16 protein-coding genes and 1 riboswitch are annotated in these 16,726 nt (G+C 40.5%); of the genes, 11 read left to right on the top strand and 5 right to left on the bottom strand.

Annotated elements, in window-relative coordinates; all coding sequences use genetic code 11:
• Positions 1–93 precede the first annotated feature (93 nt).
• A riboswitch (cobalamin riboswitch) is annotated at positions 94–280 on the top strand.
• A gap of 163 nt (positions 281–443) precedes the next feature.
• From BFM98_RS06110 to BFM98_RS06100, 3 genes are all read left to right on the top strand, one after another.
• Positions 444–1,436 carry an ABC transporter substrate-binding protein gene (locus BFM98_RS06110; protein WP_066036836.1) on the top strand — a complete coding sequence of 331 codons (993 nt, stop codon included), beginning with the start codon at positions 444–446 and terminating at the stop codon, positions 1,434–1,436.
• Between the two features lie 52 nt (positions 1,437–1,488).
• Positions 1,489–2,166, top strand: a complete 678-nt coding sequence (locus tag BFM98_RS06105) for an NAD(P)/FAD-dependent oxidoreductase (protein WP_066036835.1) — start codon at positions 1,489–1,491, stop codon at positions 2,164–2,166.
• 68 nt (positions 2,167–2,234) lie between these two features.
• Positions 2,235–4,223 (top strand): S9 family peptidase, encoded by a 1,989-nt coding sequence (locus BFM98_RS06100; protein WP_066036834.1) that lies wholly within the window; start codon positions 2,235–2,237, stop codon positions 4,221–4,223.
• Positions 4,224–4,397: 174 nt separating this feature from the next.
• Here BFM98_RS06100 and BFM98_RS06095 read toward each other — a convergent pair whose 3' ends face one another.
• The gene (locus tag BFM98_RS06095; protein ID WP_066036833.1) at positions 4,398–5,594 is read right to left on the bottom strand and encodes a class I SAM-dependent rRNA methyltransferase; all 1,197 of its coding nucleotides are present in this window, start codon (positions 5,592–5,594) and stop codon (positions 4,398–4,400) included.
• Between the two features lie 62 nt (positions 5,595–5,656).
• Positions 5,657–6,574, bottom strand: a complete 918-nt coding sequence (locus tag BFM98_RS06090; protein ID WP_066036832.1) for an alpha/beta hydrolase — start codon at positions 6,572–6,574, stop codon at positions 5,657–5,659.
• A gap of 160 nt (positions 6,575–6,734) precedes the next feature.
• Here BFM98_RS06090 and BFM98_RS06085 point away from each other — a divergent pair, with 160 nt between their 5' ends.
• The gene (locus tag BFM98_RS06085) at positions 6,735–7,211 is read left to right on the top strand and encodes a dihydrofolate reductase (protein WP_054549236.1); all 477 of its coding nucleotides are present in this window, start codon (positions 6,735–6,737) and stop codon (positions 7,209–7,211) included.
• Between the two features lie 43 nt (positions 7,212–7,254).
• Here BFM98_RS06085 and trhA read toward each other — a convergent pair whose 3' ends face one another.
• A complete protein-coding gene (gene trhA / locus BFM98_RS06080; RefSeq protein WP_048395699.1) occupies positions 7,255–7,890 on the bottom strand; it encodes a PAQR family membrane homeostasis protein TrhA in 636 nt (211 codons plus the stop codon).
• Positions 7,891–8,165: 275 nt separating this feature from the next.
• Here trhA and BFM98_RS06075 point away from each other — a divergent pair, with 275 nt between their 5' ends.
• From BFM98_RS06075 to msrB, 5 genes are all read left to right on the top strand, one after another.
• On the top strand, positions 8,166–9,008 hold the full coding sequence (locus BFM98_RS06075) for a DegV family protein (RefSeq protein ID WP_066036831.1): 843 nt from the start codon (positions 8,166–8,168) through the stop codon (positions 9,006–9,008).
• A 397-nt stretch (positions 9,009–9,405) separates the two neighbouring features.
• The gene (locus BFM98_RS06070) at positions 9,406–10,335 is read left to right on the top strand and encodes a GDSL-type esterase/lipase family protein (RefSeq protein ID WP_227744879.1); all 930 of its coding nucleotides are present in this window, start codon (positions 9,406–9,408) and stop codon (positions 10,333–10,335) included.
• A gap of 4 nt (positions 10,336–10,339) precedes the next feature.
• On the top strand, positions 10,340–10,921 hold the full coding sequence (locus BFM98_RS06065; RefSeq protein WP_048395694.1) for a YpmS family protein: 582 nt from the start codon (positions 10,340–10,342) through the stop codon (positions 10,919–10,921).
• Positions 10,922–10,933: 12 nt separating this feature from the next.
• Positions 10,934–11,467 (top strand): peptide-methionine (S)-S-oxide reductase MsrA, encoded by a 534-nt coding sequence (gene msrA, locus BFM98_RS06060; RefSeq protein ID WP_048395693.1) that lies wholly within the window; start codon positions 10,934–10,936, stop codon positions 11,465–11,467.
• On the top strand, positions 11,460–11,888 hold the full coding sequence (msrB, locus tag BFM98_RS06055; RefSeq protein WP_048395692.1) for a peptide-methionine (R)-S-oxide reductase MsrB: 429 nt from the start codon (positions 11,460–11,462) through the stop codon (positions 11,886–11,888). The genes msrA and msrB overlap by 8 nt, the downstream gene beginning before the upstream one ends.
• Before the next feature lie 421 nt (positions 11,889–12,309).
• Here msrB and BFM98_RS06050 read toward each other — a convergent pair whose 3' ends face one another.
• On the bottom strand, positions 12,310–14,151 hold the full coding sequence (locus BFM98_RS06050; RefSeq protein WP_066036830.1) for a methyl-accepting chemotaxis protein: 1,842 nt from the start codon (positions 14,149–14,151) through the stop codon (positions 12,310–12,312).
• Between the two features lie 248 nt (positions 14,152–14,399).
• Between BFM98_RS06050 and BFM98_RS06045 the strand changes: the two genes are divergently transcribed.
• Together BFM98_RS06045 and deoD are read left to right on the top strand one after the other, a co-directional pair.
• Positions 14,400–14,618 carry a YozE family protein gene (locus BFM98_RS06045; protein ID WP_048395688.1) on the top strand — a complete coding sequence of 73 codons (219 nt, stop codon included), beginning with the start codon at positions 14,400–14,402 and terminating at the stop codon, positions 14,616–14,618.
• Positions 14,619–14,729: 111 nt separating this feature from the next.
• Positions 14,730–15,437, top strand: a complete 708-nt coding sequence (deoD, locus tag BFM98_RS06040; protein WP_048395686.1) for a purine-nucleoside phosphorylase — start codon at positions 14,730–14,732, stop codon at positions 15,435–15,437.
• Positions 15,438–15,543: 106 nt separating this feature from the next.
• On the opposite strand, the gene BFM98_RS06035 is transcribed toward deoD, so the two are convergent.
• Positions 15,544–16,434, bottom strand: a complete 891-nt coding sequence (locus BFM98_RS06035; RefSeq protein WP_066036829.1) for a beta-propeller fold lactonase family protein — start codon at positions 16,432–16,434, stop codon at positions 15,544–15,546.
• Between the last annotated feature and the right edge of the window lie 292 nt (positions 16,435–16,726).

The raw sequence follows: 16,726 nt of genomic DNA, 5'->3' as shown, positions 1-16,726 counted from the left end.
CAAAATAGTGCTAATATAATGATGATTATACTTTTAGTGTCATACTACTGATTGCGCGATAAATTTTCTTCTGCTAGTCTATCAATAGTATTGACCATTATAGAACGTATTGGTGCAAATGGCATTTGTCATTTGCTTAAAAGGGAAATCGGTGCAATTCCGATGCTGTCCCGCAACTGTAAATGGGGAGTCTATACAGAATGCCACTGTAGTGAAACTATGGGAAGGCGTATAGATGATGAACCTAAGCCAGGATACCTGCCAGTATGTATTTTTTGACTAAGAACCACGAGGATGGGGATAGTGATGAAGGTAATGATACCGTTATTTCACTATGCTACTCTCTTGGCGACAAGAGGGTTTTTTTATGCCCTTCCAACTACCTTAGTAGTAAAGAAGTCTCTGATTTCTTTCTATATTTTAACAGCAAAGGAGAAAAGGACATGAAGAAATGGAAAAGTATATGGCTGATGATGATCATTGCCTTGGTCGCTGTTTTAGGGGCTTGTAACGCAAAGGACAAAACGGAATCAGCTGCACAAGGTGAAAAGGTTGAGCCATCTGAGGCGGCAGCAGCAGTAACCATTGAAAATAATGACACAACTCAAACATATACGGAAGCACCAACAAAAGCGATTAGCTTAAATCAGCATGTGACAGAAATTATGCTAGCACTTGGTTTAGAGGATTCTATGGTAGGGACAGCTTACTTAGATGATAAAATCTATGAACCACTGCAAGAGGCATACGATAAGGTCCCTGTTCTTTCCGATCAATACCCAACGAAGGAGCAAGTCATCGATGCCGAGGCAGATTTCCTATATGCTGGCTGGAAAAGTGGCTTTGGCGAAAAGGGTGTAGGCACACCAGAAGAGCTTGAAGAATTAGGCATCCATACGTATTTACATACGGCTTCCAACATGACAAAGCCAACAATAGAGGATATTTTCACAGATATTCGCAATATCGCGAAGATTTTCCGTATTGAGGATCGTGGCGAAGCTTTAATTGAGCAAATGACGAAAGATGTAGAGGCAGTACAAGCTAAATTACCAAAAGATAGCGAAAAATTACGTGTTCTTGTGTTTGATAGCGGTGAAAAGGATGTATTTACAGCTGGTCAAAACTTTATGAATGAGCTTGTGACAATCGCGGGTGGACAAAATATCTTTGGTGATGTGGAATCAGGCTGGACAACTGTGTCGAAGGAAGATGCAGTAGACCGCAACCCAGAGGTAGTTGTCGTGATTGATTACGGTGAAACAACGGCAGACCAAAAGATCCAATTCTTAAAAAATGATCCAGCCTTAAAGGAGATGGAAGCAGTCAAAAATGAGCGCTTTGTCATCCTGCCACTTTCAGCAGCGTCTGAAGGGGTTCGTGCGGCAGAGGCCATTGAAATTTTAGCAAAGGGCTTCTATCCTGAAAACTTTTAATCCATTCGAGCTAGCGTTTTTGCTAGCCCCTTTTTTATAAGGAGCGATAAAAATGAACGCATTTCAAAAAAATGTACCAGATCAAACATTTGAAACACTGAACCGTCATGGTGAGTTTACCCGTCTAGCCGTTAGCCCTGGCATTATTAATAAGCATTATACTCCTGCACAATTCCAAAAAATAGCCGAAATTGCTGGCGAAAAGGGGGCGATAAAATATTCTGCTTCCTATAGTATACTCGTATCCATACCAACGTGCGATGCCACGGAAGCGGTGCAAGCCTTACAGGAAGCAGGTCTTTATGTTGCTCCCTCTGGTTCAATCATAGCCATGAAGGCCTGCGATTTTTGTGATGGGGAGAAAATGGAGGCTGCTCCGATAACCGAACAGCTCTATCATGCCATAGAGGGGATGAAGGTACCTGCAAGAGTGCGTGTCAATATTAATGGCTGTGCATCAGCTTGCTACAATGCAGTCTATGATGATATTGGACTCGTTTACCAACAAGAAAGCTTTGATGTCTATTTAGGGGCAGTACCAATGGGAGCAAAGGCACAGGCAGGCACGTTATTCGCTAAGAGGGTAGACGTCACACAAATTGAAGATTTTTTACTGCACCTGATAAATCTTTATAAGGAGCATGCTCGCCCAAATGAGCCCTATTATAAATTTTATCGCAGAACAAAGTCAGCGGAATATTGGGAACTAGTAAAAAATTCAATTAAATAGAGGAATATTACTTAGGGTGTCGAAGTATTGTAGTAAGACAGAAAATTACAATACAAAGGAGCAAGAACATGACATCGAAACAAGGGATTCAACCAGAAGATCTTTATCACTTAAAATCAGTAGCAGATCCACAGCTTTCACCAGATGGGACAGAGGTAGTTTATGTAGAGACTCGTATGGACGAGAAGAAAAACGACTATATATCGAATTTGTTTTACATAAACTTGAAGGACAAAACACCACAGCAATGGACATTTGGTGAAGATAGAACGAGTTCCCCTGTTTGGTCACCAGATGGCAGTCAAATTGCATTTTTGTCAACGAGAACAGGTAAGTCGCAAATTTATGTTCTTTCGAAAGCAGGTGGAGAGGCAAAACAGGTGACACATTGTAAAAATGGAGCGACCTCCCCTGTCTGGTCACCATGTGGCAAGAAAATTGCTTTTTCAGTCGTGCTAGGGAAAGATGAAACCATCCTAGATAAAGCGGAGGATGAGAAGAAAAAGGACAAAGAACTAAAGCCACTAGAAATTGAGAAAATGAAACACAAATCGGATGCTGGTGGATTTATTGATAGGGAGCAGTTTACCCATATTGCCATTGTCAATGTGGCATCAGGAGAGCTAGAACAAGTGACAGAAGGCAAAGAGTACTGCCATCTGGGTACTTGGTCGCCAGATGGCAAATACCTTACGTACTTAGCAGATAAGGCAGAGGATTTAGATTTCTCATTTAATGTGGATATCTATTTATTGGAGTTAGAATCTAAGCAGAGTCACAAGCTAACAGAAGGTTCGGGTGCTTATTACCAAACAGCTTGGTCTCCGAATAGTCGCTATCTTTCTTTTGTAGGTGGAGAACGTGAATTTGAAAATGCCACACAAGCAAAGCTTTGGATTTATGACATGGAGCAAAAACTACTAAACTGTGTAACAAGTGAATTTGATGCACCTGTTGGTGATTATGTCATCGGTGATTTCCTGCAAGGTGTAGCGTCACCACGTGTGCAATGGATGAATGATAATCATAGCTTCTACTTCCAAGTCACAGATCACGGCAATGCGGCGATTTATTACGGAAATGTAGATGGCGAAATTTACCCAGCTATCCATGATGATCAATATGTCTATGGCTTCTCACTTGATGCGCAAAACGATCAGGCTATTGCGGCTATTAGCACAACGACCAATCCAGGCGATCTGTTTTATGTGAACCTAAAAACAGGTGACAAAGAACAGTTGACGTCCATTAATGAAGATTTTTTAAAAACCAAAACATTAGCTGTTCCAGAGAGTATCGAATTTGAAGGTGCAGAAGGCTGGAAGGTAAATGGCTGGATTATGAGGCCAGTTGGCTATGAAGCAGGGAAGAAATATCCTCTCATTCTTGAAATCCATGGTGGTCCGCATGCAATGTATGGCAATACCTACTTTAATGAATTCCAAATCCTTGCTGCACAAGGCTTTGCAGTGCTTTATACTAATCCGCGTGGTAGTCATGGCTATGGCCAAAAATTTGTTGATGCAGTACGTGGCGATTATGGTGGTAATGATTATGCGGACTTAATGGCAGCGATAGACTACGCTCTGGAGCACTATGATTTTATTGATCAAGATCGTCTAGGTGTAACTGGTGGAAGCTACGGTGGTTTTATGACCAACTGGATTGTGGGCCATACAAATCGCTTTAAAGCAGCTGTGACGCAGCGCTCCATTTCGAACTGGATTAGCTTTGCTGGTGTCAGTGATATCGGCTATTATTTTACAGACTGGCAAATTCAAGCAGGACTCGATGATATAGAGAAGCTATGGCATCATTCGCCACTGAAGTATGTAGACAAAGTGGAGACACCATTATTGATTTTACATGGTGAAAAAGACTATCGTTGTCCAATTGAGCAGGCAGAGCAATTGTTTATCGCCTTAAAATATCGTAAAAAACAAACAAAATTCGTGCGTTTCCCTGAGGCGAATCATGAACTTTCAAGAAGTGGAAAGCCTACATTACGAATTAATCGACTTGAATATATCCGTGATTGGTTTGTGAAATATCTATAATCGGGTGGCCTAAGAAGAGAACATCTTCTTAGGCTACTTTTAATAGAAAGGCTCTGTTTGTTTATAACGTTTCAATCTTTTGGAACCTTTATTGTAGAGGTACCGAACCTCCTTAGGTAGAATCAACTTTTCCTTACATAAAAAGAATCACACCTTGGTGTGATTCTCAATTGGTTAGTCGATTTTCTGGATGAACACGACCTTCAGATAATTAAATTCAGGGTATTCACGTGGTACACGGAAATCCTTCGGTAAACCGTATTCCTCGACAATTTTATAGCGTGTACGAGTCTCTTTAAATGCTTGGTCAATAAAGCCTTTGAACTTTTTCATGCCAAAGCTGGCATTATTTGTGGAAGCCACAATGATGCCGTTTTTAGCGGTAATGGCAATCGTGTCCTTTAGTAATTTAGGGTAGTCCTTTGCCGTTGAAAAGGTCATTTGCTTCGTACGTGCAAAGCTAGGTGGGTCTAATACGACAAGGTCAAACTGTAAAGCATGGCGTTGTGCATATTTAAAATAATGGAAGACATCCATGACTTTTATATCCTGTGCCTCATAATCAATATGATTGACACTAAATTGCTCAATCGTTTTGGCTAGACTGCGCTTTGCCACATCTACACTCGTTGTCTTGATGGCTCCTCCTAGAGCGGCTGCCACAGAAAATGCTCCTGTATAGGAAAATGTATTCAGCATGTCTGTATTGTTGGCATAACGCTCACGAATAGCCAATCGTACCTCACGTTGATCGAGGAAAATCCCTGTCATGGCGCCATCGTTTAAATGCACCGCATAGGTCATACCATTTTCCTTCACCATGATAGGAAATTCTCCTGGCGTGCCCATTACAAAATCATCTTGCTCGATATATTGTCCTTTGCTATCAAAGCGTTTTTTCTCATAAATCGCTTGGTAGTCTACTGTCTCAGCAAGCGCCTCATACACCACTTCTTTAAATGAGTAAATGCCCTCACTATACCAGCTTACCATGTAGTAGCTGTTAAAAAAATCAATCGTAAGACCGCCGATGCCATCTCCTTCACCATTAAACACACGAAAGGCTGTTGTGTTTTCATTGCTAAAAAATGCAGCACGATTGTCGATGGCTTTTTTGAATTTTTTTATAAAAAAAGCTTTATCAATTGTTTCATTCGTATCGGTCGTTAGCACCCAGCCAATCCCTTTGTTTTGGATGCCGTAGTAACCTGTTCCAATAAAACGGTTATGATGATCCATGAGCCTGAGGAGTGTTCCTTGCTCAGTAGGTAAACGTCGTGCATCAACCGCATCCTTTGAAATAAGTGGGAAGCCTTTTTTTAATTGATCAGAAAAGGGCTTTTGTATTTGTAGAGCTATTGTTTGTGTCATAGTGTCATCCTTTAAAAAACGTTTTGCTCTATTATCGCACTGTTTGCGCGGGATAGCCAAACTTATTTCAGGAATTGCGCAATTTTTGTCACGGTTTCAATCGTTGCTTCTTCAAAATAATTCATTTTACTGAAATAACTATGGATTAAACCTGGCATTGTAATATGTTCCACTACCACACCAGCAGCCTTTAACTTTTGTGCATAGCTTAGACCCTCATCAAAGAGAACATCTGCCTCTGCAGCTATAATGAATGTTTTCGGCATGTTACGGACTTCCTCTAGCTGAAGAGGGGACACAAGTGGATTTGTGAAGTTTGCTTCCTCTGTATAGTGATGAGAGAACCACTGCATGGCTTGTGTATCTAAGCCGTAATCTTCACCATATGCCAGATAAGATACTGTTGAAAAATCGACATTTGTGACAGGATAGATGAGTGTTTGAGCGTGTAACGATGGTCCCTCTAGTGCAGTAGCTAAGTATGCAACCACAGTAGCCAAATTTCCGCCAGCACTGTCCCCAGCAACTGATAATCGACTTGCATCGCCACCTAAGGCTTCCATATGATTGTGCACCCATACTAAGCTATCGTAGGCATCATGTAAGGGTGTTGGGAAAGGATATTCAGGTGCTAAGCGGTAATCCACTGATACCACAATCGCCTGTGCCTGGTCTGCTAATAACTGGCAGCCTGCATCGACAGATTCTAGATTGCCATAGACCCAGCCTCCACCATGATAATAAACAATAACAGGTAAAGTTTTGCCGAGGACGGGCGTATAAAGCCGAACTTTAATTTGTTCGCCATCTCGCACTGTAATTTTGTGATCCTCAATGGATGCTAGCTTCGGTTTGTGTGCAGATTGCCATTGTGTAACCGTCCGCATGGCTCTCGCTTCCTGCGGTGAAACTTTGTAATAAGGTGTACCAGTACGCTGAGCTTCTAGATATTGAACAGCTTCTTTTCTTAAAGTTATCATCTTCATCATTCCTTTATTGAGAGGTTTGTTATTTCTATTATAAACTATTCATATAATTTTACTAGGATTTAGGTGTAACAAATGTTTATTTATTTAAAAATAGGTGAAATAAGCGCATTATGTTTATAATAAAAGGGACGAAAGTATTTGGAGGGACAGTATGATTTCTTTAATTGTGGCACATGATGACAATCACGTCATCGGATATAACAATGGGATGCCTTGGCATTTACCTGGGGATCTGCAGTATTTTAAACAAAAAACAATGGGCAAGCCTATGATTATGGGACGTAAAACATTTGAATCCATCGGTCGACCACTTCCAGGGCGACGCAACATCGTCATTACTCGTGACGAAAACTATCAGGCAGAAGGCATTGAAATTGTGACTAGCTTGGAAGGTGCTTTAGCGCTAGCTGGAGATGTACCTGAGGTGATGATTATTGGCGGCGAGCAAATTTTCCGTTTAGTGATGGAGATGGCTGATCGCTTGTATATCACAAAAATTAATCATGCCTTTCAGGGAGACACCTATTTCCCGAGCTATGAGCAAGATTTTGTTCAAGTCTCTTCAGAGGAGCCTGAAACAGCACCAGAAGGTTATACATTCCAATATCAAATTTTTGAACGTAAATAATCGAAAAAGCAATCGCTCCCTTCACAATGAGCGATTGCTTTTATTATAGATAAAAATAAACACACGCATACATGGAGGCACAGCCAGCTAGCACAAAGAGATGCCAGATTGCATGGTTAAAGGGCAGAGAGCGCCATGCATAAAAGATGGCTCCAATCGTATAGAATAGCCCACCTGCTAGCAGTAAAGCAAAGCCATGTAAACCTAAATACAGATAAACGGGCTTAATGGCAAAAATAATTAACCAGCCCATACCAATATAAAAAATTAATGAAAGTACTTCAAAGCGATTAATAAAGAAACATTTAAACAATACACCAAGCACAGCCAATGACCAAATAATACATAGTAGCGTCAATCCAAGGGAACCACCAACGGCAATTAATAAAAACGGCGTATAGGTGCCGGCAATTAAAATATAAATGGACGAATGGTCCAAAATAGCGAAAAAGTGTTTATATTTTTCTGGCATACTGTGTAGTAATGTAGACATTAAAAACAGAATGATGACAGACGCACCGAAAATGCTGAAGGTTGTAATATGTAGGGCATTTCCTGTTTGTACGGCTGCTAACAGTAGAACAACCAGTGCTGGAATACTAGCAATGAAACCAATACCGTGTGTTATGGCATTCCACAGCTCTTCCCTCCATGATTTATAGTCAAATGAATCAACCATTTGAAACACTCCTTTCGTTCATACATTTACTATACCCCAATAATTTATAGATGAACATTTACATTTGTCATATAGTTCATATCAAAAATGTCATAAGCCTGTCATATTCTTTGAGGGGCATTGATAGACAAGAGGTAGGTGAAAACGCTATAGTATCCAAGGTAGCGTTTACATGCTAGCTAGGACAGAGCTTTGCCTAATGACAAATGTCATGTTTACATAATGATTCATTAGTCTATATAATAAATTTTAATGAAGTAAAAGGATGTGTCGAAGTGAGACGAATTCATATAGTAACGGACTCAACTTGTGATTTAACAAAAGAAGAAGTAGCACAACATGGCATACATATCGTGCCTTTAACGATTCAAATTGATGGTCAAACATATACAGATGGAGTGGACTTAGAGCCACAATCTTTTTTAGGCTTAATGAAAAATGCAAAAAATTTACCGAAAAGTTCACAACCAGCACCAGGTAAATTTAAGGAATTATATGATGAGCTCGGTAAAGATGGCGATCAAATTATCTCCATCCATATGACTGGTGGCATGAGTGGCACAGTAGAATCAGCTCGTCAAGCAGCTCAAATGACAGACGCCGATGTGACAGTCATTGACTCACGCTTTATCGCGATTGGTTTAGCTATCCAACTACGAGAGGCCATCCGCATGCGAGATGAAGGCGCCACTGTGGAGGACATCGTGACACGTTTAGAAAAGGTACGAGACAATACACATTTATACGTTATTGTAGACACGCTCGAAAACCTAATCAAAGGTGGTAGAATTGGTAAAGGCACAGGCTTTATCGGTTCCCTCCTAAACATCAAAGTCATTGCCAACCTTGAAGGTGGCGTATACAATCCTGTGTCAAAGGTACGTAGTCATAAACAAGTAGTCAATTTTTTATTTAAACAATTCCAAGCAGATACAGCTGGAAAAACAGTTAAGGCAGTCGGCATTTCCCATGCAGATGGCCTAGTAACGATGGGCAACCCATTAAAAGCGCTAATCGAAGAAACTGGCTTTAACGATGTTGAAATTGCCTTTACATCTCCAATCATCTCGACACACACAGGTCCAGGAGCAATTGGTTTTATTTATTTTGCAGAATAACAGGAAGGAGCTACTACATAAGTAAATGTAGTGGCTTTTTTATTATGCGTGGATCTCCTAGCAGGATGAGCGGATTATTCAAAGATGAGCAGTTTTTGTTTAGCTGTGATCAGTTTTCAACTAACTATGAGCGTGAGCGGCTTTAAATAGTAATCGTGTTGAACAGTAGCTTCAATCAAACAGTGATCACGTTGCCACCAAAAATAAATCAGACATCCTACTAATTATCATCCCTTCTGCATAAAGGCACACTGTATAAACACACATTTTTCCATACATACACCTGAGGAAATTTGGCAAGCACACAAAATTATGGAGAACTAAGGGGAAGTCACTTTTCATTGCGGCATGAACTATTCTATAATAGAAGTAATAGAAAGGGATGGAAGGTGGTCAAATGGACATTTGGCGATTTATGTTGTCATGTTTGACCGTCTTTGTACTAAGTGGTTGTGCAATATCAATCGATGAACCGAATCCGCAAGCAGAACCTGAAGGTGAGCAAGCAGGAACGGAGCAAGATATACCGCAGGATGAGCAACAAACAGAAGATGAGGAAAAAACATCTAAGAATATGTTGACGCAAATTTTTGAACATTTTTTTGAGCCATCAGCAGAGGATTTATCGCAAATTGATGAAGAACAAGCAAAGCAACTACATTACTTGGCACTGGGAGATTCGTTGACAGATGGTGTCGGTGATGAGTATAGTCAAGACGGTTATGTTGGAAGATTAGCAGATTCATTGCTCGCATGGCCTTCGATTTCGGATGTAGAGGTAGATAATCGGGGCAAACGTGGCAGACGCAGCGATCAGCTACTAAAATTAGTGAAAAAAGGGCATTATGATGAGGAGCTGCAAGAAGCACAGCTAATTTCCTTAACAATGGGTGGCAATGATGTCATGAAGGTCGTCAGGCAGGATTTATTTAATCTGAAACGTGATGCTTTTGATAAGGAATTACTAGCATACAAGGAACGTTACAGCAAAATCGTAGAAGGCATTCGTGCTAAAAATCCGACAGTGCCCTTATTACTCATTGGTTTTTACAATCCGTTTTCGATTGTAACCAATGAGGCGAATGAATTTGATACGATTATCACAGAATGGAATAATGTGATAGAGGAAGTAGCCAGCAAGGATTCCAATGCTTGTTACGTATCAGTAGAAGATTTGTTTGATTCAAATGAAGAGCTCGTCTATCATACAGACTTTTTCCACCCGAATGCAAAGGGGTATGAAAAAATGACAGAGCGTATACTAGCAGCAATGGAGCAGTGTGGTATGGAAAAAAAGATTAACAAGGCAATAGGCTTCGAGGAGTGACAAAATGAATAAATGGAAAGTCGCGTTTTTCGCCTTAGCGGGCACAGTGCTTTTTGCAATCCTCCTCGTCGTTTTTTTAGCAACTAGACCAGTGGATGGCGTCCATGTTGCGAAGAGTTCAGCAGGTGAAAGTGAAAGCAAAGGAAATGTACTCGTGGTGCAAACCACAACAAAGGAATTAGAATCGATCTCAAAAAAATACCTAAAGGATGCAGCGAAAGGCTCACCTTTACCACTTGATTTCACAATTGGGGATGATATTCAACTACGTAGCACACTGACGGTATTCTATACGGAAATCCCCATTTCCATGAATTTTGATCCTATTGTGGATGACAAGGGGAATATTATTTTAAAACAGACAGGCATGAATGTAGGGTTATTAAACATTCCACCAGAAACGACAATGAAAATCATGCGCGATTCGGTGGAATTTCCCTCATGGATTACCGTGAATCCGAATAAAGCAGAAATATATATTGATTTATCGCGCATTAACATTGCCTCTGGTTCACGTGTACGTGCTAAAGAGTTGGACTTACCAAAGGATAAAATCTTATTGGAAATTATTGTTCCTGGTGAATAAGGAGTGAAATAAATGACAAAGCAATATGCAACATTTGCGGGAGGCTGTTTTTGGTGTATGGTCAAGCCCTTTGACGAAACACCTGGGATTGATTCCGTAATCTCAGGCTATACAGGTGGACATGTTGTAAATCCTACCTATGAACAGGTTTGCTCGGAAACAACAGGGCATGTGGAAGCTGTACAAATCACATTTGATGATGAGTTATATAGCTACGAGCAGCTACTTGCGATTTATTGGACTTTAATTGACCCAACAGATGCAGGGGGTCAATTTTACGACCGTGGAGAATCCTACACAACGGCCATTTTTTATCATAACGAAGAACAGCGTGAGCTAGCTGAACGTTCAAAGTCAGATTTACAAGCGTCTGGCAAGTTTGATAAACCAATTATGGTAAAAATTTTACCAGCCACTACGTTTTATCCGGCTGAGGATTATCATCAACAGTATTATAAGAAAAATCCAATGCACTATGAGCGCTATTCGATTGGATCAGGTCGTCGAGCGTTTCAGGAGCAACACTGGGGGAACAAACATGAATAAGGAACAACGTTTAAAAGAACTAACAGAGATGCAATACTATGTCACACAGGAAAATGGCACAGAGCCACCATTCCGTAATGAGTTTGATGACCATTTTGCAGAAGGTATCTACGTAGACATTGTGTCTGGCAAGCCTTTATTCAGCTCACTCGATAAATACAACTCAGGCTGTGGCTGGCCAGCCTTCACAAAGCCGATTGAAAAAGAACAGGTAACCGAGCATTTCGATACATCTCACGGTATGCGTCGTGTGGAGGTACGCAGCAAAGAAGCGGATTCGCATCTAGGACATGTCTTCCCAGACGGCCCAAGTGAGCAAGGTGGCTTACGCTACTGCATTAACTCAGCAGCGCTTCGATTTATCGCAAAAGAAGATTTAGAAAAGGAAGGCTATGGCGAATACCTAGCACTATTTAAATAGTAAAAACCTAGCAAGGTAGCTCCTTGCTAGGTTTTTTTATGGTCATGAGACACAGCAGGTTAGAAGGATAGAAATCTAAAAGTGGAGGATAAACCTGAAAAAGTAGCGGATAGCATGCTCAAAGTGAGGGATAGCCCTGCAAATTAGGGGGATAGCCCTCAAATAATTGGATAGAAATCTGAAAGTGGAGGATAAACCTGAAAAAGTAGCGGATAGCATACTGAAAGTGAGGGATAGCCCCACAAATGAGGGGGATAGCCTTCAAATAATTGGATAGAAATCTGAAAGTGGAGGATAAACCTGAAAAAGTAGCGGATAGCATGCTGAAAGTGAGGGATAGCCCTGCAAATTAGAAGGATAGCCCAGCAAAGTTATGGGAGAACCAATAAAAAATTGGTTCTCCCTCTCTCTTTCAGTTCGCTTAAACTTTAAACTCGCTCACGAGGTTGCGTAGGCTATCTGCTTGTTGGGCAAGCTCAGTGGCAGCAGCGTTGATTTCCTGCATGGAGGCGGAGCCTTGTGTGGCTGCTGCCGCAGATGTCACAGTGTTGGCCGCGGATTGTTCTGCGTAGGCATTGACATGAATGAAGTCACTTGCCACCGCATTGCTATTTTCAAGCGTTGTTGCAATTTTATCTACCATGGCCGCGATGATTGACGTTGTTTCTTCGGTATGCGATAAAATGTTGGCTAAGGATTGATTTGTTTCGTTTGTTACTTCAACGCCTCGGATGACCGTTGTCACACCCTCATGATTTTGAGCAATGATGGATGTGACCTCATCTTGGATGGATGTGACAATCGATGTGACCTCTTTCGCTGCACTTTGGGATTGCTCTGCCAGTTTGCGAACTTCATCGGCTACGACAGCAAAGCCTCGTCCATGCTCACCAGCCCTTGCCGCTTCAATCGCCGCATTTAAAGCGAGGAGATTCGTTTGCTCAGAAATGGCCGTGATTGTACCAATAATAGAGGTAATATCCGCAGATTTACGACCTAAAGCCTCCACAGTAGATGTTGTAGAAGCCATTGTTTCTTCAATGGATTGCATGACGAGTGATGATTGCTCCACAGAGCGGCTACCTTCATCGGCTGCTTGCTGCATGGCGATAGAGGCACGATGGACAGCACTCGCTTGCTCATTTAATTGATGCATTGAATGCTCTAAGTCGCTCATTTTTTGCTGCGCACTATTCATACTGGAAATCGTATTGTCACTATCACTCGCAATATCTGCTGTCGCATCCGCTATATCCTGAATTGTACGCGCATTTTCATCTGCTAAGGACATTAGCTCCTGACTGCTGCTTGATACATGATCCGCCAACTCACTTACGCGTCGAATTAAGTTAGAAATCGACTCAATTAACGTATTTGTCGAGGCTGCAATAATCGAAAATTCATCACGATTACGCACATTTACACGTCTTGTCAAATCGCCTCCTGCTTGTGCAATATCAAGGATAGAGTCATTAATCGCTTGTGTATTACGTTTTAATGATTTAAATAGCATAAAGCCAAAAATTACAATCGCTAAAAAGCCAACGATTGAAACGAGAAAGAATGTAGTGATAGAAATATTTACCTGCTGGTTAAGCTTGTCTAATTTTGTTTTATTGGAATCGTCCATGACAGTATTAATTGTCTCAATGTTTTGATCGATATGTGTTTTCATTGTTTCCCCAGTTGCACCCATCATCAGTTTACGAGCCTGCTCAAGACCGAGCTCATCACGCATTGTCATGACTTTATCTGAATAATCAAGGTAATTTTTATAATATTGCTCGATTGCCTGCATATGACCGAGTTCCACTTGGCGATCTTGAAATTGATCTTTCAAAGCGGCTAGCTTTTTATTAATGGTATCTATTTTTAAATGATAAGAAGTAGAATAAATGCCGTTACCCGTAATTAAATACGATTGCTCTAAATTGGTCAGTCTAGCAATCTCATAGGCAAGTTGATTCACCGTTAGTTGCTCCTGCACATTTTTCTTTGTGAAATCTTCCATTTGGTGCTGCAAGTTTTGTATATTGACATAGGACAATATACCCATAACACCGTTAATTACAATAAGAAGTGCAAACATAATAAGCACTTTACCCCGAATTAAATGGTAAAAACGTTGTCGTTTTTCTTTAATAGGAGGGGGATTTTTCCCAGTTTCCCCTTGTGTAGAAGCTTTCCTCTTCTTAAAAAAGCTAAAAGTAAAGAGAGACGGGCGTTTTTTCGCTGTACCATGGGTTTTTTTAGTCTTTTTCATCGCCATCACCTTCCTATTTTTTAAATAATCGATTTCAATTTTATCTTATTTTGCTAGATTTTTCTATCTTTATTTCTAAAAATTAAAATTTTTCAGATAAAATAACTATGACAAAAGTCAGGATCGACCATGAAAATAGTTCTAAAATCATAAGTGGGTAAAATATAGTAGTAGTGGAATTTATGACGAATGCTATTTTTTTTGATACACTAGCGAAAAGCCAATGCATAAAAAGGGGAATTTGTTCGATGAAGAAAAGTTTTTATTTATATGTCCTAACCTATCGAGGTGGCGATTGGTCTGACCCTAAAGTACGCTTTGCAGAGGAAGTGTTTCATGAGCATAATTTTCCAAAGCAGAGCACAGACTTTAATGAGTTGTCCGACTATATAGAAACCTATGCAACGGAAAACCTAACAATCCAGACCTTTGATACTTTGTGGACACTTTATGAGGAACAAGCATAATTGTACGAAAACTATAAATAATTTTGTAGTTGCTAGACGTCTAGCATTGCGTAAATGACAGAAACACAGTATTATTTATAGTGATAACTGACAGAAAAGAGGGATTGCAGTATGAGTATTCATATTAATGCAAAAAAAGGTGAAATCGCTGACACAATTTTACTTCCAGGAGATCCATTACGTGCAAAATACATTGCGGAAACATTTTTAGAAGATGTAATTTGCTACAACGAAGTACGTAATATGTTCGGATACACTGGTACGTATAAAGGGAAACGTATTTCTGTACAAGGAACTGGTATGGGTGTGCCATCTATTTCAATCTACGCAACAGAATTAATGCAAGAATATGATGTTCAAAAATTAATACGTGTAGGTACTTGTGGTGCAATTCAAAAAGATGTAAAAGTACGTGACGTGATTTTAGCACAAGGAGCAACATCTGATACACGTATGAACCAAATCATCTGGGGCGGTGCTATCGATTTCGCACCAATCGCTGACTTTGATCTTTTATTAAAAGCATACAATGCAGGTAAAGATGCAGGTCTTAACTTACAAGTAGGGAATATCTTCACAGCAGATTTATTCTACTCAGATGAGCACCAAAACGAAAAATTAGCTCAATACGGCGTACTAGCGGTAGAAATGGAATCAGCAGCTCTTTACACATTAGCGGCAAAATTCGGCCGTAAAGCACTTGCTGTTCTAACAGTAAGTGACCATATCATCACTGGTGAAGTAACGACAGCTGAAGAACGTCAAACAACATTCAATGACATGATCGTGGTCGCTTTAGACGCAGCGATTCAAGACTAAGCTAACTTTAGCCATAATTAACTTTATAAAGAATGCAGGCAACCGACAAAAAACAGCCCATTTTCTAAGATGGGGTGGAAGTAGTCGGTTGCTTTTTTTGGTGTAATTATAGACAGATTGTTCCAGTTTTGATACCAGTAGGCCCGTTAAATCCTGGGATTGTGGCAATTACCATGTTTGTTGCTATGTCGATGACAGACACCGTATTGTCTACTTGATTTGTTACATAGGCAAAAGTACCATCTGGCAAGATGGTTACTTGGTCTGGAGATGCACCTACAGGAATAGTTGCAATCACCGTATTGGTGGCTGTATTGATGACAGATACGGTATTATTGCCTTTATTCACAATGTAAACAAGCGTTCCATCAGGGGTAATCGCTGTTCCTACAGGTCCTGTACCAACAGGAATGGTAGCCACTACTGTATTGGTAGTGGTATTAATAACCGATACGGAATTGCTATTTTCATTTGTCACATAAGCAAATTGCCCGCTTGGAGTCAAAACAATGGATCTAGGACGAATTCCCACAGGGATTGTAGCAATCACCGTATTGGTTGCAGTATTGATAACAGATACTGAATTGGAATTCTCGTTGGCAACATAAGCAAACGCACTGTTTGGCGTAAAGGCAATACCTTGAGGTTGTAGCCCTACTGGAATAGTGGCTGTTACGGTATTGGTGGCTGTATTAATGACCGATATAGTGTTCGATCCGTGATTGGATACATAAGCAAGTGTTCCATTTGGTGAAATGGCGACACCAAGGGGGTCAATGCCTACAGGAATGGTAGCGATTGGCAAGTTTGTGGCAGTACTAAAAACCGTTACATTATCCGAGAAGAGCGCTGGAACATAGCCGAAAGCGCCATTAGGTGTAATCGCTACTTCTAGCGGAGCAGATCCTACTGGAATGGTAGCGACGATTGTGTTTGTTGCGGTATCGATCACAGAAACTCTATTATCAGGCGTTGCGAGCTGCCCAGCATCTGTCACATAGACGAGATAATGACAACTTGGTGGTATGGGTAAAAATGGCGGCTTACATTTACAACGACAACAAGGACAACAAGGACAACAACAGCGACAATGACAATTTGGATTTGACGTAAACTTGAATTTTTGAAAATATTTATGTTCTTTCCCCACACAGGACATGCTTTCAGTCATATATGGCTACTTTATGCGTAAAGAGCTAGGCTTGTTGTACGTTTACCTAGCCATTCTCTTTTACCATTTCTACTTGTTATTGGAATAGTTCTAAACTTCTGAGTACGGTTCTTCTAAA

Source organism: Lysinibacillus sp. AR18-8, assembly GCF_001705465.1.
GTDB classification, from domain to species: domain Bacteria; phylum Bacillota; class Bacilli; order Bacillales_A; family Planococcaceae; genus Lysinibacillus; species Lysinibacillus capsici.
The sequence above is the reverse complement of the archived record's forward strand: the minus strand, read 5'-3'. Positions and strand labels throughout refer to the sequence as shown.